The organism is Pradoshia eiseniae, from assembly GCF_002946355.1.
Taxonomy (GTDB): domain Bacteria; phylum Bacillota; class Bacilli; order Bacillales; family Pradoshiaceae; genus Pradoshia; species Pradoshia eiseniae.
The window spans coordinates 21,678-45,559 of record NZ_PKOZ01000011.1 but is presented as its reverse complement, the minus strand read 5'-3'; the positions used below and the strand labels follow the sequence as shown (position 1 = coordinate 45,559).

The following is a 23,882-nucleotide window of genomic DNA, read 5'->3' as shown; positions in this document are numbered from 1 at the left end:
ATCATCCCTCAATGGCACTCATGAATTTCTTTGTGATTTCCATAGGTCGTGTTATAGCAGTCCCGACAACCGCGCAATGGACGCCATGTTCAAAGACTGACCTTAGTTCTTCAGGTGTCCAGATTCCCCCTTCAGCAATGATGGGAATATCAAAGCGCTCGACCATTTTGGCAATCAATTCAGTATCAGGCAATTCCTTACCCTTTGTATATTCCGTATAGCCGCTTAAGGTCGTCCCGAGACAATCAAAGCCTAAACGATAGGCTTCCTCTGCCTCTTCTATCGTGGAGCAATCTGCCATAAACAGCTGCTCAGGATATTTCTCACGGTAGAGTGGAAACACCTCCGAGATGATCTTCCCATCAGGACGAACCCTCTTGGTCGCATCCAGCGCGATAATATCTACCTTTTCCTGACAGAGTAAATCTATCTCCTTCATCGTTGGCGTGATAAAGACATCTGAGCCTTCATAGACTTCCTTGATAATTCCGATGATTGGCAGATTAACAGTCTTTTTGATTTCCCGAATATCCTCAACGCTATTTGCCCTGATTCCCTTAGCCCCGCCGAGCAGAGCGGCATGCGCCATTTTCCCCATAATATAGGGGCTATGAAGAGGTTCATCTGGCAAAGCTTGGCATGATACGATTAAATTTCCTTCCAGTTGTTCAAACACCTTATTCTTGATGCTCATTTTTCCATCTCCATCTATCAATTTATTCCTTCACTGCTCCAATCGATATGCCTTTTGTGAAGTATCTCTGGAATAGGATGAATATGATTAACATAGGAACCGCGGCGACAGTGGCTCCAGCCATCTTGTAAGCGAAGTTAGGATTCAAATCCTGCATCAGTGTCGCAATCCCGACCATTAATGTCTTGGATTGTTCATTTTGGCCGACAACTAGCTGCCATAGGTAATCATTCCATACTTGGACAAAATTAAGAATAAACAATGCCCCAATTCCCGGCTTCACCATAGGAAGCATAATTTTATAGAAAATCGTAAACTCACTCGCGCCATCCATTTTGGCAGATTCACGCAGGGAATCCGGTATGGAGTCAAAAAATCCCTTGAGCATAAAGACACCAAAAGCGGTGGCGACATTCGGCCATATCATCCCATTCAGCGTATTAACCATGCCAAAATCTTGAATAATCCTGAACAAAGGCACAATCATGACTTCCTTTGGCACCATCAAGCTTGAAATGAAGATGATAAAGATAATATTCTTTCCCTTAAACTTCAGCTTAGAAAAGGCATAGGCAGCGAGACTGCTCACGACCACTAAGGCAACCGTTGCCACCAGTGATACATATATACTGTTATAGGCCCATTTAAACGCTGGCTGATTATTGAATACGTCTATATAGTTTTGAAATGAAAACGTCTTCGGAAACCAATCCGGCGGCATTTTCACGACATCTGAGCTGTTTTTGAAGGAACTCGTGAACAGCCAGTAAAGCGGAAATAAATTCAGAATGGCAAAGAAAATAACGATCAAGTTGAACACGATGTCTATCTTCTCTTTTTTCTTCTTGTTCTTATTTTTGTTTCCAAACAAGCGTCTCACCTCCTACTCTTTCTTAAACATCATTCTTAATTGTGGTATGGACAAGAATAAGGTAATCAAGAACATAATAACGCCGACTGCCGAAGCAATACCGAGCTGGTTATACTTAAAGGCATTATTATATAAATAGTACATTAGTGTCGTGGAGGCATTATTCGGTCCTCCACCGGTCAAAAGCTGGATGACAACGAAGATTTTTAAGACTGCGATGATGTTCATAATGATAATATAGATCGTCGTAGGCTTAACGAGCGGAATGAGAATTTTAAAGATAATCGTCATTCTGTTAGCGCCATCAATCTCAGCCGCCTCAAATACATCCTTCGGAACGCCTATCATCGAAGCTATATACAGAATGATGGCTTGACCGATGTTGGTCGCAAAGGTGATAAAGATGATAACAGGCAGGACGAGGCTTTTATCGCCCAGAAAGTTCACAGAAACCATTTCTAATTCTCTTGCGGCATACGGGATAAGGCCATTGGCTGGATTAAGCAAAAAGCTCCATACCATACTCATTACCACCATGGACACCATAACAGGTATGTAATAGCTGCCTCGGATAAAGGATACATACTTCGCATTCTTATCAAAAACGGCCGAGGCAACAAATAAAGCAAACACGACAGTCAACGCAACAATACAGACAACAAAAATCACGGTATTAAGCGTTGATTTCATGAAGACAGGGTCAGCGAATAGCCGCTGATAGTTCTCAAATCCTATGAAGGTCTCTTGCTGGTAATTAATTCGAAATAAGCTCAGCCGGACTCCTTCAATTATGGGATAGACAATAAAAACGAGAAACAGTAAAAGCTGCGGGGCAATGAATAGGTACCCAGTAATGTTTTCCTTCAATGAATTCTTCATCTGCATGGTATTCCCTTACCTTTCTATAACAATCTTAAGCTCAATTTCAGAGCTTAAGATTGTTATAATATAGTACATTGGAGGCTTACTTCTGATAGATAACCGAGTTAGCTTTTGATTCTTCGATAATTTGATTTCCTTTTTCCTGATAATCCTTCACGACTTGCTCAGCTTTCTTCTCACCCGTGAAAAGGGCTTGAAGCTCTGGGTAAAGAACTTGCCTTAATTGGTTGTATCCAGGAACATTTCCTGTAAAGTTAAACATATACTTCGCATTCTCATCGTAGGCCGCGAAGAGCGGATTATCATCCTTGAATTCTTCTACAACCGAAGCTCTTACCGGAATCCCGTTTTTGGAAGCCTTGACGAGCTCTGGGTCAGATGAGACGAATTTAACAAAATCCTTGCTGACCTTCATTCTTGTTTCATCTTCTGTATTAAATACAGCTGCGCCTGTCACATACGTGAATGTTAGAGGATCGGCATTTTCAGATGGAATATTGGCAAGTCTCATATCAAACTTGGCTGCTTTCCCGCTTTCCATGTCTGCTTTTGCATTGCTTGCCAAGACAGAGTTTGTGAAGCTAATCGCCAGCTGCTGATTTTGGAACATGGCGTTCGCATCATTGGAGGATACCGATTCAGCGCCAGGGTTGGTATAACCGTTATCATAGATTTCTTTCATCCACTCTGCCGCCTTCACACCATCAGCGTCATCAAGGGTGATGTTGCCATCTTTATCAAAGAATGAGTTGCCAAACATTCTTAGGTAAGCCAAGTTCCATGTATCCCCTTGGTTATTTAGCGCATATAGGCCCATTGGATAGGCATTTGGGTATTTATCTTTCGGCAAATCATTCTTTAATTTCTTGAGGATTTCTTCATATTCTTCTAATGTCCACGATTTAATTTCATTTTCGTCACCAATAAATTTATCAAGTCCAGCCGCTTTAAACATATCGGCATTGTATGCTAATGTACCTGGCATATGGGAGAATGGATAGAAGTAAATATCCTCCCCGAACGTTACGTTATCCCAGTAGTTTTGCGGGATATCCTTCTTTGCTTCATCATCGACAATATCATTCAAAGGTGCTAACGCTCCTCGATGCGCATAATCCCCCATCGCGAAAACGCTCTCAAAGAAAACATCAGGAGGTGTGCCGCCATTAAGGTTTACATTCAAGAGCTCATCCCTCTGGTCTCCTGCAATAACCTCTACATTGACTTTTACATCATGCTCCTCATACTGTTCGGCAAACTTTTCGCCGGCATGCTTGAAGAAGCTATCATAATCTGCACCTTCCTCTGAACCATCCATGACTCCCTTCCATTGAGGTGTCAGCCAAACCGAGATTTCCACTTGCCCATCTTCCTTGCCAGATGTTTTGTCAGAGTCATTCGAACATCCCGCAGCAATAGCCAGCATGAGCATGGCGGTTAGTAAAGCAAAAAAACGTTTTTTAACCATGTACCTTTCCCCCTATCCTTTTATAAAATACGCTTAACCTTATTGAAGACAAGCTTAGCTAAAAGCTCGTGACCTTCCTCATCGAGATGCATGAAATCAATCTCATTCATCGAAACCTTGCCTTTTGTATCGAGAAAATCGATATCCGTGGTGGATAACAGCTCCTCTAGATGGGCGGCTAATGACGCTGATTTACGATCACAGCCCTCCCCCATTGATTTCCCGACATCCGTATTCCTGTACTCTTTTCCAATCGGCGGCGGTGCTATGACTAACACACGGGGAGGTTGACCATTCGGGCCAGCCATTGTTTGCTTAGCTTTAAGAGCAAGCCTCGTGATTCCTTGTGCGATATTAAAGGACGTAAGGCTGAATCTTTCTTTCGTATCATTCGTTCCAAGCATGATGATGACAAGCTCAAGGGGTGAATGACTCATCAAACAGGGATGTATATATGTATGGCCATTCAATCCTTCAAATAAAGGGTCATCCATGACAGCCGTTCTTCCGGACAGACCTTCCTCCACGACCTGATACTCATCGCCGAGCAGGCTATCCAATAGAGTCGTCCACCGTATTCCTTCGGGAAAACGTCCTCCATCGCTCGCATTAAATCCCCATGTATTCGAGTCTCCAAAGCAAACGATTCTTTTTCTGGTGATGTTAGTTCGCATATTTTTCAATAGACCGATCGATAAGAATTTTTATAGCAGCAATTTTGTGCAAATCCTCACCGCTCACAGGTTCTAATGGTCCTCGGACACTTCCTATGTTGACACCCTTTAATTTCAGCACTTCCTTGATGGCCGAATACATCGAGCCATTCAATGAGCAAAGAGCGATGATAATGTCATTGATCTCTTTTTGAATCTTTCTCGCCTCATCAAAGCTGCCGGATGTAACCGCTTTATCTGCTGCCAGCAATAGCTCAGGCATGACGGCATATGTTCCGCCAATCCCGCTATCCGCTCCAATCAGTCTGCCGGAGACGAATTGCTCATCTGGACCATTGAATACAATGAAATTCTCACCAGCAGCCGCCTTAAATCTTTCAATATCCATCACGGGCATCGATGAATTTTTCAGCCCAATTACCTTCTCGTTCTTCAGCAATTTCTTGAACAGATTCATAGACAAGCTATAGCCAGTCGTTTGCGGGATATTGTAGATAATGAAAGGAAGTTCTGCCGCATCCATAATCTCAGACCAATAGGTATAAATGGATCTTTCCGGTAGCGTAAAGTAGATCGGCGGTATTGCGGATAAGGCATCGTATCCTAATTCCTCCGCATATTTAGCCAGGATAACACTATCTCTCGTTGACGGCGCCCCAACATGCGCGATGAGCGTGAGTTTCCCTTCCAAGCATTCAGCGACATATCTCAAGGTTGCTTTTCTTTCGTCCAGGCTCTGATAAATGCATTCGCCTGAGCTTCCGCCTACATACAAACCATTTACACCTTTTTCTAAAAGATGCGTACACAAATCCTTCGTGCGTTCCTCCGACACCTCGCCAGCATCATCATAACAAGCATAAAAAGCCGGAAAAATTCCTTTAAATTTGTCCAATCCCATCTCTCTCACACTCTCTAACATATTTTGTTATCATTTCCAATTTCAATATAACATGGTGATGATTAACTGTAAATAATTTTCTTTATATTTAAATTTTTTGGAAAAAATTTCGATTTTCTCGGATAATGGCTAAAATACATTAGCTGAAGTTTTCCTAAAGGAAATGAACATCAGCTTTATTTCTTCATTTTCTGCCAGTTCACGAGGAAAATTTAGCTGGTATGAGGGTTTACCTATCTGGATTGGTTGAAAATAATTTTCGAGGATTAGAAGAGGAATAAACTGGGAATTCGATAAGTTTTTATTCAAAAAGACTAAAGGCTATCTATTTATCACATCAAAAAAGATGACCCCGGTCCTTTGGAGTCATCTCATTTCCATGTATCTTCAGCTCTTAATCAATAATCGCCCAATAAGAAGGCTTCACATTGTATTCATTATCAAATACAAACGGGGCATCCACGCCTACTCCGTCATTGTATTCCTCGGCACGGTCATTCAGCCATGTATGATTATCCGCCACACCCCAGAATGTCACACTGCTGATCTTGTCATCGAGTTTCTCATAGAGTTCAAATAGTTGATCATAGCGAACAGCCTGCCGCTCGAATTCGCTTTCCGGAATGGCATCATACGTTGGATAAGCCGGTCTTGGCGGCCAGCCATATAGACTGACATCGAGCTCCGTGATTTGGTTATCAAGACCAAGGTCTGCGAACATATTAATGGAATCCTCTATTTCTGTCAGGGTTGGCCAGCCGATTTGGATATGGGCCTGATGGCCAACTCCGTCAATCGGCACGCCATCTTCAACGAGCTCCTCGACTAGGTTATAGAGATAGGTCCTCTTCGGTTCGACCTCCGTGTTGTAATCATTGATGAAGAGCTTCGCATCTTTTTTGGCATATTTGTCAGCAGTCTCAAAGGCTACTTTAATGTAATCCGTACCCGTGATTTGATACCATGGCGACTCTCGGAGTCCCTTGTCATTTCCAGCGTACTCATCGATCACTTCATTCACTACATCCCATGAGGTGATGTCATTCTTATATCGCTTGACGATTGTTTTCACATGCGTTTCTAAGCGCTTTAATAAGAGCTGCTTATTCTTCTCTCTTTGCTTAGGATCTGTCTCATCGACCATTTGGTTTCCTTCTTTATCAAGGAAGAACCATTCTGGCACCTGGCTATGCCAAATAAGCGTATGGAATCTCAGCTCCATTTTATTCTTCTTGGCGAATTTGACAATCTTATCCGCTTCCTTAAAGGTAAACTTCCCTTCCTCTGGCTGGATATTAATCGGCTTCATCACATTCTCGGCAACTAAGCTATTAAAATGGCGCTTCAGGACTTGTCCATCCTTCCCATTCAGCATATGCGGCTCAACAGCAGCCCCTATATCAAAAGAATCTTTATATCGTTCATCCAGTTCAACCGGTGCTTTCATTGCACTGATCGGCTTCTTTTCCGCTGCAGAAACACTGGTCAGACCAGCAGATAATAAAAATGCTAAAGCTACTCCTGATAAAAGCGGTTTACGCAATTTCATTATGTTATCTCCCCTTATCTTCCTATTTTAGAGCTGAAAAACGTTAACTGCCCTCCCCTCCATTTTAATTTTGGCCAGAAACTTTTTTGTAAGGGCTTTCAAATATTCTTGCAGCTAATCTTCCTGACGCATTATGATTATAACAAACCAAACTTTGTTTATCTAGTAAACAAACTAAGTATTTAGAATTATTTATACAAAATAAAAATAGAATAACAGCCTGCTGCCTAAAAACCATTAAGCAAGAGGCAGTTATTCTAATCGAACCTTTATGAACAAACTTAATGCTGATTAATTAGGTCATTAATCTTGTTCACATAAATCTCCTTGTATCTTTCTGCATTTCGGCCTATCGAACAATAATAAGGATGCGGCAAGCGTTCAGCAATAGGATAGCGTAATCTTCCGTCCAACTCCATTTGCTTTAAAGTCTGTTCCACCCTTTCACTTAATGGGACAATGACCTTAGGTTCAACCAGCTCCATTTCTTCAATAAATGTGTGAGTGAAGAATGTTGGTAAGGGTGACGGCAAATCATAATAATTCAAATTCCTGCCGTTTTTCGTAAAACCAAGCCACGAAATATTGGTCATATAAACATTTCGATAAAAGAAGTCTCTTCCCATTTCATTAATGATAGTCAAAATAAATTGGGCACTCCGTTCTCTCTCATCACTCCCAGTATGAGAAAGTACGTGCGAAACTGCCGTAAAATCAAGAAATGGTATACCAGTCCTGCCAGCTCCATTTCTGCCAGGGTTAATCCCGCACAAAACTACTCTATTAGACTCTTCGGCATAAACCTTTTGATAGTAGGTGCAAACTAGATCCAGGTTCTGATTAAATCCATCCAACACGCTTATCTTTTCCCGATCAAGAATCTCATTGACTTCTTGGTTCCTTACTAAATCTGTATAGAAGCTATGATGTATATGAACGACTTTATCCATTTCACCACCTCCATATTAAATACGTGTTCATTTCAACAAAGAGCTACTTAATTCCTTTCGTTATTTGTAAAAAAATAGAGACCTTTACACGAGGTCTCTGTTTACTAGTCTTATTTAATTTTTAGAGAGAATACGTTTTTCATCAGCGCGAAAATTTCATCGATTGATCGAACGGGCAACCATGGAAACCGTATGCCGAATACCGCGTATTGCTTTGCTCATCGCGAATATATTTTCTACAGGGGCAAGTCCGCCATATCCAGCATCACCGATGTGCTGAATATCGACCCCACAAATTTTATTGCGGATAGCAATTTGCTTGATTGTATCTTCATCCGCCCCCTCCTGGCTTGTGCCAATGGCGGATAAGACTAGCGCACCACTTTGATGGGCAGCTTTGACGATCTGCTTTAGCTCTTGGTCATCGAAGCCTGGCACAGTTCCCACTGCTGGAACTAAAATGATATCTGCACCCGCCTCAATGAAATCCTTCACGACTTCAGCTTCCACAACTGGCTCATTTACACCAGATCCATGCATTTTCCCTGCGATAATCAATCCTGAAAAATGTTCTTTTGTTAGCTGTATCGTTTTTTGAATTTGCTCATTTGTAACACCGGTTCCAGGATTGCCTGTCAAGCAGACAAAATCAAGTCCCAGCCTTTCGATTTCCTGAATGGTTTCCAGATTCGCCTGACGACCTTTTGAAATGATCAATCTTTCCTCTGCCATATTCGCTGAGTCATCCACGGGCTCTAAATTCACCCCAATTGGACGGCCGACCAAACGGTGAAGCGCATCGACGAAGGAACCCTCTTCCTCCTCCAATCCAGCAATCTTTGGTGCAAACACGTCAACCATGTTCAAAAGAATCAGGTCTGCCCCAAATGCACGGGCGATTTCTGCATTGGTGATATCCCCGATAAACGGTTCACGGGTCACGATATTCTCCGACAAAATGACGCGCCCTTCGCTTGCTTTAATGCTTTGCTTCAATTCTTCCGCATTCATTGCCAGGATTTCGGAGGCATTGGCGCTGATTAAACGTTTTTTCATTAATGGACCTTCCTTTCATCGTGTTTTAAGAGACTAAGTATGTATGACTCACTACACTAATTCGGAAAATTCGTACAGTATTATTCTAACATACCTTTTGTTCCTCAAGCATTAACAACTTCTAGGCGTAATCGCCTATATATCAGCTGCTCAATTTAGCATCATAATGACAATGTTAGTTTTTCTATAACGGTTATTTGATTTCCTCTAGCAATAACCCTAAATCATAAATCAATTCGCTTCTGGTCTCGATATCGAATTCTCCCTGTGCTTCTATTACAGGGTATTTTTGTTTATGGATGATATAATGTTTTAGTTTTAGAAAAGTAGACAAAGGAAAGTCAAACTCATCCCAATCTTCTCTGTAACCGATAATTCCGTGTCTCTTTATAAGTGCATCAATTTCCTTTAAAACAATCCTTAAAAAATCATCATACGGGTATTCGGTATTTATCAGTGTTGTCGTTTTCTCTTTATTGTGTTCATCTTCATAATAGTCGGCTATTATGTTTAATCTATTATTCTCTTTTAATTCAAAAGACCAAATGATCCCGTCTGGTTCCCCCTCCCATTCACACTCTGTTTCTCTTCTAGTCTCATCTCTTGGTACACAAAGAGGGTTTAAAAGCATTAATGATTGCAGAAAGTCAGACAAACAATCTGATAAATAGCTTGCTGTAAATTCTAGCTTCTGTCCATTCACTTCAAGAATACAAGTAGCCCATCCACTACCATCAAGATAATAGGTAAACTTCAATTTCCTCTCACCTCGTTTTCATGGCTCTTGTTATTCATTCTCATACTTGTTTGTTGAAGAAGCTACTATTATTTAATCGCATCACAAATTTCCCTCGTATTCCTCACATGGAATCAGCAGAAATCCGATACTCAAACCCATTCAGTTATTGGACTATCGACGTGATTTAAGAGTTCCCTTTCCCAATTTCAATCTATTTTTCACTGGTATCTTCTTACACCTGCAAGAAAATACTACCACAATCCAATTTAAGGAAACTAGTTGACAAACGGCTGTAAAGCCTATTAGCATAGGATTTTCTATGATAATATTTGTATATTTTTACTATTAGTAAGAGTCTGTTTACTTACGACCCAAGATTTTCCTGCCATTTCTTTTCCATTTGCCGTTATAATCGTTTGTGAATTCACTTTTAAGGAGAGGAAAGATGATGAGGAAAAAAATCACGACATTCATACTCACAGGAGCTTTATTGCTTCCAACCGCATCTGCATTTGCAGACTATCAATATACGGTTGTATCTGGAGATACTTTGTGGAAGATTGCCAACAAAACGGAGACTGGCATCAGCGAATTGATTGCTGCCAATACCCAAATCTCTAATATCAACCTCATTTATCCAGGCCAAAAAATTAATATACCGACTCAGGATCAAATAAAAGAATACGAGCAAGAAGTCATCAGACTCGTCAATGTAGAAAGATCGAAACAAGGTCTCAAAGAATTGAAATATGATTGGGAGCTTGCTAGAGTAGCCAGATACAAGTCAGAGGACATGAGAGATAATAATTACTTTAGCCATAACAGCCCTGTCTACGGATCTCCGTTTGATATGATGAAGAACTTCGGCATCAATTATAAAGCTGCCGGTGAAAATATCGCTAAAGGACAATCCACACCAGAGCAAGTGGTTAAAGCGTGGATGAATAGCTCCGGACACAGAGCCAATATTTTGAGCACAAAGTTCACCCATATTGGCGTAGGCTACGCTAAAAACGGACATATTTGGACACAGCAGTTTATTTCTAAATAAGAAGAATGCAGTCCTACTATCTTTTATCCATACATACTTCTGCAAGCAGAAGGACAGTATAGCTATCCGTATGAATGCAATACCCTATTCTCTATGGGTAGGTTCATACACATATCTATTTTTGAGTAACAGCTTGTTTGTTGATGGTATATAGATAAGGCTGATTCTGATTAATCGGAATCATGCTTCACTGTCTTCTTGTTGATGGGAGCAGGAAAAGGTGGATAAAAGATTTTCTCCGGGTTCAGATTCCGGGCAACAGAAAAAAGGATTCTATTAAATAAGGCAACCCAATACAATTGGGTTGCCTTATTTGCTAAATCATTTAATTTTAAATGTAGCGGTATTATACTTTTTGCCATTGCCGAACGGATTGTAATTATTTTCAATATTACCAGCGATATCGACAGAGAACCAGTTAAGGGTGCTCGTCTCGGTAATTTCGATTGATTCGGCTGATTCCCTCAAACCAGATAGCATCAATTTTGGAGAATCAAAGTTTGGTCGGCTGCCATCTAATGTGTAGTAGATTGTCGCCGGTTCGCTTGTAATGAAGGATACATCCACTTTGTCCTTATAGGTGCCGCTTCCAGGGTCAGCGATGGTCCGCGGATTTGCTTTATCCTTTGCCTGATTATGCGCAACCTCCATCAACCCGATCAGACCGTTGGAGAATTCCATCGCTTCTTCATGTCCTTCATCAAATTCAGGCTGGAACCCGACAGCTTCCCAGCGTTTTGTGGACTTATTATAAAGGTCGGCACCGACCTCGAAATTCCAAGCGTAAATACCTTTTTCATACCATAGATAATCGGCCGAATTACCTGCTGCTGAGTACAATACATCTGGAATCGGGCCAGTCCTTCCAGGGAGGATGACGGTTCCGCGGTGGTCTTGGATTTTATTGAGGATATGACTGGATGCGGACCAATAAAAAGCTTCCTCTCCGGCAGTCGGGCGCGGCAAGGTGTTTCTTTCCGCATCATACGAGCCTGGAGACCACATGAAATATCCGCCATAGCTATGAACATTCATCGCAAATTTGATATTGCTGTATTCATCGACAAGCCAGGCCATATTTCTCATTTCCACTTCAGAGCCTTCCTCTGGACCCGCAAAAGTAGAGCTCGTACATGAGGTCGAAGCGCCGATAAATCCGTCAAAAACCGATCCAACTGTATAGTTTCTGTTTAGATCGACACCCCAGGAGTTTTGATAACCCGGATCACTTTGGGTCGGGCCACAATGATTTTTCATGTTTTTCCGCTGCATATTATAGTCATAAAAGCTGTAATTGGCCCCATCCGGATTCATCGTCGGAATCAAGAAGATATCCAGGTTATTAACCAATTGTCTCGTTGGCTTGTCATGCGCATAATTTCGGACTAGTCGCTCTGCTGTCTCAATTGTCACGAGTGGTGTCACCCATTCACGGGCATGCTCCTGTGAATAAGCCAATACACCTGGCTTCGTGCCATTCTTTTGTTTCCCGATGCGGATGACCTTCATCGTTTGCGGCTCCCGAGAAACAGATTCAGGTGCATCCAATCCGTCTGTCAGCTGAGCTGTCGCAGCAGATAGGACACCTGCTCCATCATTTCCACGATACGTTGTGGCACTGACCAATGATTTTGCCTGACTATTAATGGCTGCTACCGCCTGAGCAGCTGTCGTTGTTATCTCCTTGTCTCGATTCGTCGCTAATTGGACCGTGATGACATTCTTTTTCACCGTTACCTTCAGGTTGGCGTTTTTCTTATCAGGGTCCACCAGCTGGACGGAAATATCATTTCCACCCTTATGTCCCCAAGCTTTAGATGTCAGGACGATGGCATTATTCGTCATCTCGCCGATTGTTGCTTGAGCATGCCTGCGATATCCATCCGTTTTGTACGGCATCTCCACAATTTCAATCAGCTCAGGAAATTCCTCCGCCAGGCTTTCTGCCCGCTCATATAATTCATTTGGATCCATATAATGATCAACAAAGTCTTTTACATAATGTTCATTCGGCTCATCAGGAAGATCGCCAAGCCATTCCGTCAGCTTGTGAGTCGCCTTTCCTCCCAAATTTGATTCAATGGTTACTTCCCTCGGAATCTCATCGACCTCAATTAGAATCGTGTGATACAGATACTCTCCATAATCCACCTTCCGTGAAAGAGTCGCCGATTTTTCACTTTCGCCTTCCATCCATTTTGCCGTCAAAGCGGTGCTAGCTGTTTCACCTGCACTGGATTTGACCTCTAAGTACAGGAAATCACCTGACTGGTTGGTAAAGTAATTAGCGCGTAATACCTTCAACGTATCTACTTCCGAGGCTAGTTCCTGCTCCAGCGCCTGTGATGTATTCCGCTCCGCTACATTCCCGCGCCATTGGGACTCCGTTACAATCGTCTCTTTCTTTTTAACCCCTAAGATTTGTAGTGTTGCTAACTCGCTAGGCGTCACAACCACATCTGCTTCAATCACGCCATCATGCTCATGCACACTATGCGTCAAGTCAATCCCCATCTCCTGCATCTTATCGAATAGTTTGCGATTCGGGATTTCCAGTTTGACGATGGATGAGGTTTCCTCCTTCGCTATCGGTGCAACTGCCTGATCATTGGCACCCGTCTTCGCCATCGCCCCCTGAGGGTAAAATGACGCCAACGTGAGACTGGAAACAGCCAATAATGCGACAAAGCCTTTCTTCGCCTGCTTCTTCTTCATACATACACCCCAATTCTACTTTTTTTACTCTATATAGATTAAAATCTATAGAAAATCAGCAGAATTTGATGTCATATTTTGCTGTCATGACAAAAATGAGGCGATACACATAGCAAGCCATATAAAAACATAGAATTCATCACCCGCAAATCTGATAATCCTCCCTATTACCCTAGCCTTTTCACCCTGTCTCGCGGGAAAGACCAGTTTTATTAACAATGCAAAAAGCAAAATACTGGAGAATCATGAAGAATCGAACAGAAAAATAGTTGTCATCATGCTGGATTCTCTATGGGAAATGCTTATGATTGATTTCAAAATAGGCTTTTGGACCAGGACTTGTATTTCCGATAAAGTGGAGTACTGTTAAAGAAGGGAAAAGAAAGGGACGAAAGTATTTTGAAGGCGTAGAAGCCCCGAAAGATCTATTAATATGTCTGCAAAACCAATAGAAACAATTAATGAGAAGGTTTGGATTAGGTAGTGCAGTGGCTTATTTAGACCTTAACGATGTAACTTCCTGCGACTAACGACAATTCCTTATCATATGAACACAATTCAAAACAGACAGCGATTGCTGTCTGTTAGCTTCACAACTAGATATGCCTTCACATCTTTCTCTCGTTTCAATAATTTGATTATTAGGAAGGAGATAATTCAATCAGAATACTTGATATCTCATGATGAATTCATAGATACTATTGCAGCTGTTCAATGATGATCATCTAGTGTATTCTGAAGAGCTATTCTGAATTATGCCAGTTCTTTTTCATATATACTCCCTGCAAATCAGCCTTCAAGCAATAGATTCATAAATTTAGAGACAGACCAACCTGATAAATCAAACAGGTATTCCTCAAAAAAACCAGTATTTTTCTCAATAACAATAATCAGTACAAAAAATAGCAGAAAACACACAAAAGCTATCAGCTGAATATAGAGATTTTTTTTAATATCCATTATTCTTCTTCCTCTCTATTCAATATATCGCATAACGGTAAAAATAAATCTCGCCATTATAATGAATATTACGAATATTATTATGGCAGTGAATAGCAGTCCACCCGCAAGAGAAATCCAGCCGATAAGATGAATGAGAAAAAATGTAAATCCACTGCCACCCCCAGCCTCTTGCATATGGTTCCAAACAGCTGGAACTAAAGTACGTAGAGCCAAAAGCACACCTACGATAAAGGCTATAGCAGGAATATACTCATACCAAGCAACAACTACACCTTGTTGTGACATTGGCCAAAAAACGATGACAAAAGGAACTGTAATAATGAGAATACTGGAAAGAGATACAATCGACGCCAACCAAAAGATGAGCTTATACCCTAAATCCTGACTCCTGTCATATGACGGATCAAAAAGTTTTCGTACATATGAAGCAATATGCCATGAGGAAAAGACAATAATCGAACCAAACTTGGCCATGAAAAAAGCTTCATAAGAAACATGTAATCCATAAAATTCAAAGTGAGGAGGATGAGCCTCCATCCATACCGCTATATCAGCCATAATAAATATAAGAAATGATACAAATAATATCTCTAATACTATCTTCAAAATAATAAAAAAGTGCCTGTCATCCCTTGCCGGAATTCCTTCATAAGTAGTTAAATCACTATATTCATTCATAGATAATCACTCCCTCCTGTTTTCCCCAACTACCACTCTCTCTACTTTCTATTCTTATATAATTTATCCTTATTTTTCTTTACCCAGTTTTAGTAACATATAAATCTATTGTTCTATGCCTATTATTAGATATTTTTTCACAAACCTTTCTAAGAAGCAGGATTAATCAAAAAGTAGCCGAATTAAGTATAGGAATATATCTTGAAGAAATGAGGCGAAGCTCGTGGCACATAATATATGGGAAAAAGATGATGAATATAAGCCGAAGCCAGTCAGTGATGAATTGGTTCATACGGCTGAAGCTAAGCTGCAAGTAACTTTGCCTCCATCCTATAAAGAACTATTAAAACAACAAAATGGCGGAAGGTTCATACATAATGCCCACCCCGCTCCCCAGCATGAAGATTTTGACGAACCCTTCATCGAGGTCGAGTACATCGAAGGCATTGGGAAAAATGACGGAATACTGGAAAGCGAAGAATTAATCGAGGAATGGGAATTGCCTAAGGGTCTAGTCTTATTCAGTGGAGATGGTCATACGTGGCTGGCATTTGATTATCGGGAGACGAATGCTAATCCGCCAATCGTCTATGTGGACAATTATGATGAGTTTCCTCAGGTGATTAAAATCGCCGATAACTTTGATGAGTTCCTGGAAAATCTTTATACAGCTGAAATCGAACTGCTCGATGAGGATGATGAAGAATATTCTCCAGTTACCTATAGCAAGGAAGAGTTTGAAAACATGATGAAGCAAGATGATGTGGATAGTCTATATAACATTCTTGAATATGATAATTATGAAGTCGATGCAGATGAGGATTGGTATATCGGAAAACTCTTGCAATTAAGCACGCATCATGATGATGATATCAGAACGTCCGTCGCATATAATATTTGGAATTGGTATACCTCCGAACTTGATAGCGAACGGCTGAACCAGTTCATCAATATATTCCAAGCAGATACAGATTCCGATATCAGGAGTTATGCAGAAATGATCTTAGAGAAAATCAGTTACTCCTTAGAAGATTTAAAGAGAGAGATGTACGACCAAAACAGCGATTACGGATATGATGTCATCTCGAGAATCAGGTATAAGGGGAATAGCCACTTTATCATCCAGAGGGAAGGCAAATGGATACTAGAAAGCCGTGGCGAAGAGGATCAGCATTTCAATTCAATTGAGGAGTTTTTTGAAAAGGCTACGCTTGGCGGGATTCCGCTTGCGGAAGCTTGGGGTGATGTAAGGAAGCTTTAATTACGCTGTATCAAAAGAGACCTTGATGAGTGAGTACTTCACTATCAAGGTCTTTTCCTACGTATCGTCAAACCAAAGTATTTAAAGTCTATCTATGCAGGTAGTCTGCACAGGATATAAAATACCCTCGCAAAGGCGTTTCCTCTAGTTCCACACACTCCAATAAATCTGCGTCTCTTCATTGCAATAGAAGCCTTCCAAACTACATTCATTCACAATATGAGCAATGGTCTTTTTATCTGAACACAAAAGGGAAAAATGGCTATCCCAATGGGTGGTTAATAGAAGCTGTTGATCATGGGTGAATAGGTTTCGATACGCGATTTCATCTTCATCAATTAAATCATTGATTAACTCCAGCTTCCTTTCCGTACAAAACTCGTCCCCTCCCCATATCCAATCATGCCCAATCCCTTGAACAGAATGGAGAATCTTATTGATGAGCAGCTCAGGAAAATGCCCCTTACAAGGAGGAATTAATTGATTCCATTCACATACATCCCAAATAATCTTAGCTGCAGATTCATCAGCAAACTTTTCCCCTAAACCGAGAATACTTGTTCTGAGCCCAATATCCAATTGTCTGATGGACGTTATTCCAGATAAATCGATAAACTCCTCCCAAGTCACACCCTCACAATGCTGGATGATTTGACTTTTGCTTGGATAGGTATCAGGTTCAAACAATTCATACTCAATGGTCACCGGCTTAATAAAAGGATGGAAAAATATAAATACCTCATCAAATACCCCTCGGTAAAATTCCTTTATCGACATATCCTCCCAGGCACAAATGGCATATCGATGTGGTGCAGGCACCACCTTTATTTCCATTTCCCTCCCCCTCCCTCTTTCTTATCTATATACAACGGCAACCATTCATTTTCCTGCTCATAGAAAGTGCCTGTCACCACCCGAAATTTCTTGTTACACAAGGTGTTTCACAAAGAAAGAAATATGTTTTAATCAGATGATGACAGTCACTTTTTCCTAATCAAACACAATTACTAAGTCGTTGCCTGCACCTTAAGTTCCAATGCTTAAGAATGGCCCGTGAAGAAGGCTTTCAAAAATGATAAAAGGGACAGAGCAAGAATGGGTTCATTCTTACTTTGTCCCTCGTGTATTACTGCACCCTCTACTAGCAGAGTTTCTCCCTGCTTGATCTATTTGCTGGCTTTACTTTTTCGTTACTAATTCCAAATCTACTGGAATGAAGTCTTGTGGTTCATCACCATTTAAATATGCTACAGCTGTTTTCACGGCCGTTTCACCAATCAATCCAGGCTGTTGGGCAACGGTTGCGGCCATTTCGCCTGCATCAACTTTTGCTACCGCATCATCTGTCGCATCAAAACCAACTACTACAATATCTTTTCCTTCAGCTTGAATCGCTTCAAGAGCGCCTAATGCCATTTCATCATTCTGGGCAAATACTGCTTTTACATCCGGATTAGCCTGAAGAATGTTCTCCATAACCGTTAATCCTTCGGAACGGTCAAAGTTCGCTGTAAGGCTCGCTACGATATCCACTTGACCTTCAACCGCTTTCTCAAAACCTTCCCCGCGATCAATAGCTGCTGAGGAACCTGCTACTCCTTCTAATACGGCTATCTTAGCCCCTTTATCTACTTGAGAAAGCAAGTATTCGCCTGCCATTTCACCGCCGGCTTTATTATCAGAGGCAATGTGGGATACTACCTCTCCACCTTCAGAGGAACGGTCTACCGTGATCACTGGAATGCCAGCACTATTAGCTGATTCAACAGCAGATGCAATGGCAGAGGAATCCACTGGGTTAATCATGATCAAGTCTACCTTCTGCTGAATTAAGTCCTCGATATCAGATGCTTGCTTAGAAGCATCATCTTGAGCGTCTACAACCGTGATTTTTGCTTCTTCACTCTTTGCTTTTTCTTCAGCAGCATCACTTAAAGAAACAAAGAATGGGTTATTTAATGTAGATACAGAGAAGCCAATGACAACCTCATCATCCTTGGAAGAGGAATCAGATTCAGATGAAGAACCTCCACCCGATTCCATCGAACAAGCAGCCAGTACAATAGACATAAATACAGCCAGTACAAGAATTGAAAACTTTTTCATTTCCTAACACTCCTTTTAATTATGCTTGTTTCTTTCTATCTAGCATTACTGCTAGTAATATAACTACACCCTTCACAACTTGTTGGAAGAATGAAGATACCCCAATTAAGTTCATTCCATTATTTAAAACACCTATAATTAAGACCCCAACCAATGTGCCAAATATCCATCCTCTTCCTCCCGTCAGCGAAGTGCCACCAAGTACAACAGCCGCGATGGCATCAAGCTCATAAGATTCCCCTGCCGTTGGCTGAGCGGAATTCAATCTGGAGGTCAGGATTAGAGCAGACACAGAAGCTAAAAGCCCTGTGATGGCATATACCCAAATCTTCACACGATCTGTGTTGATACCCGATAATTTAGATGCTTCTTCATTTCCGCCAACGGCATATACGCGGCGGCCAAAGTTTGTTTTATGAAGAATGAGATAAAGGACAATAAATGCCAGGATTGTGGTGATGACAGGTACAGGAATGCCTAGGAAGTATCCTTTCCCAAACATCTGGAATGCGACTGAATCACCTAGTCCGGAGACTGGTTTACCTTCTGTATAAACAAGCGTTAATCCACGATAAACCGTCATGGTAGCCAGTGTTGCGATAAATGGTGCAACCCTGCCCTTTGTGATGATAATTCCATTGATTGCTCCCAGGATTAAACCGAGAACGAGGGCTACACCCATGGCAATAATGGGGTCTGTCCCGCTTGCTATAAGACTAGCAGCTACAGCTCCGGTTAATGCCAGCGTGGAACCAACGGATAGATCAATGCCGCCAGTCAGAATAACAAATGTCATACCGAATGCAATCAATCCGCTTATGGAAACCTGCCTGAGTACATTTAATAGATTCGATACCGTTAAGAAATTGGGGTTAAGCAATGTTAAGACCACAATTAGCAATAACAATCCAAATAGAGGGCCGAGCTTTGGCAGTAATTCTTTATAATTTACTTTGGACAACTTTCTCTCCTCCTGTCGCAAAATGCATGATCCGCTCTTGTGTCATTTCATGTTTTTCTACTACGCCCGTTAATTTGCCTTCCTGCATGACGATGACTCTATCAGCCATTCCGATCACCTCAGGTAGTTCTGAAGAAATCATCAATATCGCTACACCTGATTCAGCTAATTGATTAATAATCTGATAGATTTCTTTTTTGGCTCCGATATCAACACCACGTGTAGGCTCATCGAGTATTAATATCTCAGGGTTTGTTTCAAGCCATTTTGCGATGACCACTTTTTGCTGGTTCCCCCCTGACAGGGATTTCACCAGCTGCTCTGCACTTGAGGCCCGGATGCGTAATTGTTTCATATGATGATCGACCAGTTTCTCTTCCTTTTTGGGCTGAATGAACCCGCCCTTCGAACCTTTTTCCAGATTAGCCAGCATGATATTTTCCTTTATCGAAAAATCCAGGACTAATCCTTTCGATTTTCTGTCCTCTGATACATAACCAATACCATACTTCATGGCCTCAATCGGATCTTTCATTTTAACGGGCTGATTATCTATTAGAATCTCACCCTTGGAAGCCTTCCGATAGCCAAATAATGTTTCAGCAACCTCCGTACGACCCGCTCCCATTAGACCGGCCAGCGCTAGCACCTCGCCCTTTCTCAGCGTGAATGATACATCATCAAAAGCTTCATCAGCACTTAACCCACGCACCTCAAGCTTTATCTCACCAATATTAGATTCCCTTATCGGAAACCGATTACCAAGCGCTCGCCCGACCATCATGGAAACAATCTCATCAAAGCTTGTTTCCTCAATTCGTTTCACCCCAACATACTGCCCGTCCCTTAAAACGGTAATCTTATCACAAATTGAAAATATTTCTTCCATCCGGTGAGATATATAGACAAAGGATATCCCTTTGCTTTTCAATTCTCTAATCGTTTGAAAAAGGGTCATGATTTCACGGTCAGTCAGCGCAGCTGTCGGTTCATCCATGACAATATATTTCGCATCAGAAGCAATAGCCTTCGCAATTTCGATGATTTGCTGTTTACCGACGGATAGATCTCCTGCTCTTTTTTTCGGATTTATGTGCAGGCCAAGCTTGGCCAGCAATTCTTTCGCTTCTTTTTCCATTTTCTTTTGTTTCAGGAATCCTAGCTTGTACGTGTATTCTTTTCCAAGGAATAAGTTCTCAGCAACAGAGAGATCCGGCAAGATATTCAATTCCTGGTGAATGACATGAATACCCTCTTTCTCAGAATCCTTCGTTGACTTAAAGTCCATCAGTTTCCCGTTCACTCTTACTTCGCCGCTATCCTTTGTATAGATTCCCGCCAGAATTTTCATCAAGGTCGATTTTCCAGCTCCATTTTCTCCCATTAGGGCATGAATCTCACCCTGCTTTAATTCAAACTGAGCATTGTTCAAAACGACATTTCCATTGAATGCTTTCGAAATCCCTGACATTTGTATCATTAAAGTGTCACCAGCTTTCTTTTAAAAGATAACTCCGCTTTGTAAAATGATGTTGGCATATGGAGTTGCTTCGCCTGTACGAATAATCACCTTGGCTGATTTTGTCCGCTCCTTAAAATCCTCATGAGAAACCACCTGTATATCTTTAAAACGCTTATTAATCCATGTATGGAGAGATTGATTATTCTCTTCCATCTCTTCGGCGATAACGGCCTGTTCAACTTCTAAATCCTCCAAAACAGCTTCAACTACTGGCAAAAAACCAGGCTCACCTATTTTGTAGGATAGGTCGATACACTTTGTTCCTTCTGGTACAGGCAGACCGCAATCGGCAATAACAATTTGATCCGTATGGCCCAGCTTGCCAAAAATCCCTGCAAGCTCACGATTCAAAATCCCCTTCTTCTTCATAGCGCTGCCCCCTTCATCCTGGCTACCACTTCCGCTTCGGTAGGCATGCCGCCTTGAGCCCCAAATTTCTCAACGGACAATGACCCGGCAATATTCGCAAAACGGACAGCTTCCTTAATGGATTTCCCTTCTGTAATCGCATGAGCAAACGCTCCATTAAATGTGTCCCCTGCCCCGGTTGTATCAACAGGTACGACCGGGTAGCCATCTACTTTGATGATATCTCGGCCATCAAAGTACATCGCTCCGCTTTCACCAAGAGTCACAATTAATTGATTCGGATACTGGCGGACAGCTTGTTCAGGTGATGTGCCGAATATCTCTGTTACCTCTGTCTCATTCGGGGTCAGATATGTAATCTTGTCCATCCACTCGATTTGAAAATTCTCTGCCGGAGCCGGATTTAAAATGACTGGTACATGTAATTCCCTGCATAATTCCAAGATGTACTCCACCGTCTGAGGCGGGATCTCCAGCTGCATGATGACCATCGCTGATTGACTAATCAACTCCCTGTGTTTTCCCACCATAGATGGGGTCACCTGAAAGTTAGCTCCGGGAACGACAATAATTTGATTATCGCCATTGTAGACAATAATATTGGCAATCCCCGTATTGGTGCTTACACATTCTATATAGCTTGTGTCTACCTTCTCATCCTCCAGTTTTTGCTTTAGCACTGAGCCAAAGCTGTCATGTCCGACCGCGCCTATCATCGTGATTGAACTTCCTAAGCGCGCCGCAGCAACTGCTTGATTGGCTCCCTTGCCTCCAGGTACGGTTTCAAATCGCCCGCCTAGGACGGTTTCTCCATGTTTCGGGAGATTATTTGTTTCACAAACTAAATCCATATTGATACTTCCGATAACCGTAATCATTTACTAGCCCCCTTGACTGATTCTCGTATGATTAATTGTGGGGAAACATATTCATCTAACCGATCGATTGTGTTTCCATCGATTTGTTTGATTAGCATTTCCGTTGCTCTTGATCCAAGCTCATATATATTTTGGGCGACTGTGGCTAAGCTCGGATTCATCATTTCTCCCAAGCTAATTCCATCAAAGCCCATTATTTGTACCTGATCAGGAATACGGATTCCTAAAGAATGAGCCGCTTTTATGGCGCCAATGGCTGATATATCACTGCATGCAAATATGGCATCAATCGTTTCATCTTTTTGTAATAGATTCTTCACGATTTTCTCAGATTCCTTAAATTCAAAAGGACAAGGAACAACCGTAATAGAGACCGAAGTCTTTGAAATCGCTTTCACAAATCCTTTTAAACGATCTTCTGCCGGCCTTAATCCTTCCGGCCCTCTTAAGCAAGCAATATGGCGCGCATTTTGTTTGATTAAATACTCTGTGCCAAGCTGCGCTCCTTCTTCATTCCTTGTCATAACGGTCGGAAAACCGCTCCCGATCGGCCGGTCCAATGCGACAATTGGCACATTCAACTGCTCATAATATTTCTTCTCCAACTCACTAGTCGCCAGAATCATACCAGCAACATATTTCCTCGATAAGGTTTCAATATAATTCTTTTCTTTCTCTCCCTGCTCATCAGAATTGCATAAGATGAGCGTGTATCCATTGGCAACAGCCACATCCTCTACAGCTCTAGCCAGCTCAGGAAAGAACGGATTCATAATATCAGGAATGATAAGCCCGATTGCCTTCGTTTGTTTCGTGTTGAGCGACCTAGCAATATGGCTTGGCTGGTATGCCAGTATCTCGATGGCTTCTTCTACCTTCTCGCGTGTTTTCTCGCTGACATATCCATTATTAAAGTAACGGGATACAGTCGCTACTGAGACACCAGCTCGTTTGGCAACATCTCTTATCGTAGTCATATATCACCTCAATAACCAATTTGTGTAACCGGTTACATATAACTTACACGATTATTTTAATAAATGTCAACAATTTTAGAATATTTTTCAATAACCTGTAATCCTCTACTTAACAAGTTATTAAAGGATGATGAATGACTATTTTTAAAGTTAATGTGAGACAAAGAATATCTTATCAATGCTTGGTGTCGATCTTCTTTCCACACATGAGGAGTCAACAACCAGAAATAGAATCATTTCACTTAAAAAGAGACATGAAAAAAGATGGAGGAAAAAACGTTTCCATTCCATCTTTTTGTGCTAATGTATTGTCCAAGTGAAAGAAAGTCTGAAAGTTCATACCCCTGTATAAAGTCTGATTCTGAAACAAAGAGAATTGAACATATGGTGAAATGTTTAAGATGTAGCATACCTGATCGATTAGCAAGGTGTATATATGAAATGTCTAAACTGAAGGTCCATCACAATACAAAAAGAGACCTTTGGAGGCGCATGCTGGATAGAGCAACACCTACAAAAAGTCCCTAGCACTTAGTTATTGATAGAATTCTTCATAACCAGTTTAACAAAAGTAATTCATTATAAACCCCTGACCCTTTACAATGAGAATGTATACG

The 23,882-nt window shown here is 41.4% G+C and carries 22 protein-coding genes; 2 read left to right on the top strand and 20 right to left on the bottom strand.

The genetic code is table 11. From position 1 onward, the window contains the following. Position 1 precedes the first annotated feature (1 nt). From CYL18_RS14925 to CYL18_RS14880, 10 genes are all read right to left on the bottom strand, one after another. A complete protein-coding gene (locus tag CYL18_RS14925) occupies positions 2-694 on the bottom strand; it encodes an N-acetylmannosamine-6-phosphate 2-epimerase (RefSeq protein WP_201741294.1) in 693 nt (230 codons plus the stop codon). A gap of 22 nt (positions 695-716) precedes the next feature. Then, positions 717-1,565: a carbohydrate ABC transporter permease gene (locus CYL18_RS14920; RefSeq protein ID WP_104850326.1), complete on the bottom strand. Its 849-nt coding sequence runs from the start codon at positions 1,563-1,565 to the stop codon at positions 717-719. A gap of 12 nt (positions 1,566-1,577) precedes the next feature. Beyond that, positions 1,578-2,444, bottom strand: coding sequence for a carbohydrate ABC transporter permease (locus CYL18_RS14915; RefSeq protein ID WP_104850371.1), 867 nt, complete (start codon positions 2,442-2,444; stop codon positions 1,578-1,580). An 85-nt stretch (positions 2,445-2,529) separates the two neighbouring features. Continuing rightward, positions 2,530-3,915 (bottom strand): ABC transporter substrate-binding protein, encoded by a 1,386-nt coding sequence (locus CYL18_RS14910; protein WP_104850325.1) that lies wholly within the window; start codon positions 3,913-3,915, stop codon positions 2,530-2,532. Positions 3,916-3,935: 20 nt separating this feature from the next. After that, positions 3,936-4,589, bottom strand: a complete 654-nt coding sequence (locus tag CYL18_RS14905) for an SGNH/GDSL hydrolase family protein (protein ID WP_104850324.1) — start codon at positions 4,587-4,589, stop codon at positions 3,936-3,938. Further along, positions 4,579-5,490, bottom strand: a complete 912-nt coding sequence (locus tag CYL18_RS14900) for a dihydrodipicolinate synthase family protein (protein ID WP_104850323.1) — start codon at positions 5,488-5,490, stop codon at positions 4,579-4,581. The genes CYL18_RS14905 and CYL18_RS14900 overlap by 11 nt, the downstream gene beginning before the upstream one ends. A gap of 394 nt (positions 5,491-5,884) precedes the next feature. After that, on the bottom strand, positions 5,885-7,039 hold the full coding sequence (locus tag CYL18_RS14895) for an endo-1,4-beta-xylanase (protein ID WP_104850322.1): 1,155 nt from the start codon (positions 7,037-7,039) through the stop codon (positions 5,885-5,887). Positions 7,040-7,320: 281 nt separating this feature from the next. After that, complete coding sequence (locus CYL18_RS14890) at positions 7,321-7,989, bottom strand: uracil-DNA glycosylase family protein (protein ID WP_104850321.1); 669 nt, start codon at positions 7,987-7,989, stop codon at positions 7,321-7,323. A 156-nt stretch (positions 7,990-8,145) separates the two neighbouring features. Further along, positions 8,146-9,045: a DUF7916 family protein gene (locus tag CYL18_RS14885; RefSeq protein WP_104850320.1), complete on the bottom strand. Its 900-nt coding sequence runs from the start codon at positions 9,043-9,045 to the stop codon at positions 8,146-8,148. A 193-nt stretch (positions 9,046-9,238) separates the two neighbouring features. Continuing rightward, complete coding sequence (locus CYL18_RS14880; RefSeq protein WP_104850319.1) at positions 9,239-9,802, bottom strand: hypothetical protein; 564 nt, start codon at positions 9,800-9,802, stop codon at positions 9,239-9,241. Positions 9,803-10,229: 427 nt separating this feature from the next. Here CYL18_RS14880 and safA point away from each other — a divergent pair, with 427 nt between their 5' ends. Then, a complete protein-coding gene (gene safA, locus CYL18_RS14875; protein WP_104850318.1) occupies positions 10,230-10,835 on the top strand; it encodes a SafA/ExsA family spore coat assembly protein in 606 nt (201 codons plus the stop codon). Positions 10,836-11,156: 321 nt separating this feature from the next. Here safA and CYL18_RS14870 read toward each other — a convergent pair whose 3' ends face one another. From CYL18_RS14870 to CYL18_RS14865, 3 genes are all read right to left on the bottom strand, one after another. Beyond that, positions 11,157-13,550: a M14 family metallopeptidase gene (locus CYL18_RS14870; RefSeq protein ID WP_201741292.1), complete on the bottom strand. Its 2,394-nt coding sequence runs from the start codon at positions 13,548-13,550 to the stop codon at positions 11,157-11,159. A 789-nt stretch (positions 13,551-14,339) separates the two neighbouring features. Beyond that, positions 14,340-14,510: a hypothetical protein gene (locus tag CYL18_RS19300; RefSeq protein ID WP_161497150.1), complete on the bottom strand. Its 171-nt coding sequence runs from the start codon at positions 14,508-14,510 to the stop codon at positions 14,340-14,342. Positions 14,511-14,525: 15 nt separating this feature from the next. Beyond that, complete coding sequence (locus CYL18_RS14865) at positions 14,526-15,191, bottom strand: hypothetical protein (RefSeq protein ID WP_104850317.1); 666 nt, start codon at positions 15,189-15,191, stop codon at positions 14,526-14,528. Between the two features lie 223 nt (positions 15,192-15,414). Between CYL18_RS14865 and CYL18_RS14860 the strand changes: the two genes are divergently transcribed. Next, the gene (locus CYL18_RS14860) at positions 15,415-16,452 is read left to right on the top strand and encodes an SMI1/KNR4 family protein (protein ID WP_104850316.1); all 1,038 of its coding nucleotides are present in this window, start codon (positions 15,415-15,417) and stop codon (positions 16,450-16,452) included. Positions 16,453-16,596: 144 nt separating this feature from the next. Here CYL18_RS14860 and CYL18_RS14855 read toward each other — a convergent pair whose 3' ends face one another. The 7 genes from CYL18_RS14855 to CYL18_RS14825 all read right to left on the bottom strand — a co-directional run bounded on the left by CYL18_RS14855 (position 16,597) and on the right by CYL18_RS14825 (position 23,265). Then, positions 16,597-17,286, bottom strand: a complete 690-nt coding sequence (locus CYL18_RS14855) for a DUF2711 family protein (protein WP_104850315.1) — start codon at positions 17,284-17,286, stop codon at positions 16,597-16,599. A gap of 345 nt (positions 17,287-17,631) precedes the next feature. Then, positions 17,632-18,558, bottom strand: a complete 927-nt coding sequence (locus tag CYL18_RS14850) for a D-ribose ABC transporter substrate-binding protein (protein ID WP_104850314.1) — start codon at positions 18,556-18,558, stop codon at positions 17,632-17,634. Between the two features lie 19 nt (positions 18,559-18,577). After that, a complete protein-coding gene (locus CYL18_RS14845) occupies positions 18,578-19,519 on the bottom strand; it encodes an ABC transporter permease subunit (RefSeq protein WP_104850313.1) in 942 nt (313 codons plus the stop codon). Beyond that, entirely contained in the window at positions 19,500-20,999 is a 1,500-nt protein-coding gene (locus tag CYL18_RS14840) for a sugar ABC transporter ATP-binding protein (RefSeq protein WP_104850312.1), read from the bottom strand. The genes CYL18_RS14845 and CYL18_RS14840 overlap by 20 nt, the downstream gene beginning before the upstream one ends. A gap of 21 nt (positions 21,000-21,020) precedes the next feature. Then, complete coding sequence (rbsD, locus tag CYL18_RS14835) at positions 21,021-21,410, bottom strand: D-ribose pyranase (protein ID WP_104850311.1); 390 nt, start codon at positions 21,408-21,410, stop codon at positions 21,021-21,023. Then, the gene (gene rbsK / locus CYL18_RS14830; RefSeq protein WP_104850310.1) at positions 21,407-22,288 is read right to left on the bottom strand and encodes a ribokinase; all 882 of its coding nucleotides are present in this window, start codon (positions 22,286-22,288) and stop codon (positions 21,407-21,409) included. Before rbsK ends, rbsD begins: the two co-directional genes overlap by 4 nt. Then, positions 22,285-23,265 (bottom strand): LacI family DNA-binding transcriptional regulator, encoded by a 981-nt coding sequence (locus tag CYL18_RS14825; protein ID WP_104850309.1) that lies wholly within the window; start codon positions 23,263-23,265, stop codon positions 22,285-22,287. The genes rbsK and CYL18_RS14825 overlap by 4 nt, the downstream gene beginning before the upstream one ends. Positions 23,266-23,882 lie beyond the last annotated feature (617 nt).

What these genes read in the sequence shown, in the direction of transcription:
- CYL18_RS14925 (WP_201741294.1), bottom strand. Translation starts at nt 694, where the DNA reads ATGAGCATCAAGAATAAGGTGTTTGAACAACTGGAAGGAAATTTAATC.
- CYL18_RS14915 (WP_104850371.1), bottom strand. Translation starts at nt 2,444, where the DNA reads ATGAAGAATTCATTGAAGGAAAACATTACTGGGTACCTATTCATTGCC.
- CYL18_RS14910 (WP_104850325.1), bottom strand. Translation starts at nt 3,915, where the DNA reads ATGGTTAAAAAACGTTTTTTTGCTTTACTAACCGCCATGCTCATGCTG.
- CYL18_RS14905 (WP_104850324.1), bottom strand. Translation starts at nt 4,589, where the DNA reads ATGCGAACTAACATCACCAGAAAAAGAATCGTTTGCTTTGGAGACTCG.
- CYL18_RS14900 (WP_104850323.1), bottom strand. Translation starts at nt 5,490, where the DNA reads ATGGGATTGGACAAATTTAAAGGAATTTTTCCGGCTTTTTATGCTTGT.
- CYL18_RS14895 (WP_104850322.1), bottom strand. Translation starts at nt 7,039, where the DNA reads ATGAAATTGCGTAAACCGCTTTTATCAGGAGTAGCTTTAGCATTTTTA.
- CYL18_RS14890 (WP_104850321.1), bottom strand. Translation starts at nt 7,989, where the DNA reads ATGGATAAAGTCGTTCATATACATCATAGCTTCTATACAGATTTAGTA.
- CYL18_RS14885 (WP_104850320.1), bottom strand. Translation starts at nt 9,045, where the DNA reads ATGAAAAAACGTTTAATCAGCGCCAATGCCTCCGAAATCCTGGCAATG.
- safA (WP_104850318.1), top strand. Translation starts at nt 10,230, where the DNA reads ATGATGAGGAAAAAAATCACGACATTCATACTCACAGGAGCTTTATTG.
- CYL18_RS14870 (WP_201741292.1), bottom strand. Translation starts at nt 13,550, where the DNA reads ATGAAGAAGAAGCAGGCGAAGAAAGGCTTTGTCGCATTATTGGCTGTT.
- CYL18_RS19300 (WP_161497150.1), bottom strand. Translation starts at nt 14,510, where the DNA reads ATGGATATTAAAAAAAATCTCTATATTCAGCTGATAGCTTTTGTGTGT.
- CYL18_RS14865 (WP_104850317.1), bottom strand. Translation starts at nt 15,191, where the DNA reads ATGAATGAATATAGTGATTTAACTACTTATGAAGGAATTCCGGCAAGG.
- CYL18_RS14855 (WP_104850315.1), bottom strand. Translation starts at nt 17,286, where the DNA reads ATGGAAATAAAGGTGGTGCCTGCACCACATCGATATGCCATTTGTGCC.
- CYL18_RS14850 (WP_104850314.1), bottom strand. Translation starts at nt 18,558, where the DNA reads ATGAAAAAGTTTTCAATTCTTGTACTGGCTGTATTTATGTCTATTGTA.
- CYL18_RS14840 (WP_104850312.1), bottom strand. Translation starts at nt 20,999, where the DNA reads ATGATACAAATGTCAGGGATTTCGAAAGCATTCAATGGAAATGTCGTT.
- rbsD (WP_104850311.1), bottom strand. Translation starts at nt 21,410, where the DNA reads ATGAAGAAGAAGGGGATTTTGAATCGTGAGCTTGCAGGGATTTTTGGC.
- rbsK (WP_104850310.1), bottom strand. Translation starts at nt 22,288, where the DNA reads ATGATTACGGTTATCGGAAGTATCAATATGGATTTAGTTTGTGAAACA.
- CYL18_RS14825 (WP_104850309.1), bottom strand. Translation starts at nt 23,265, where the DNA reads ATGACTACGATAAGAGATGTTGCCAAACGAGCTGGTGTCTCAGTAGCG.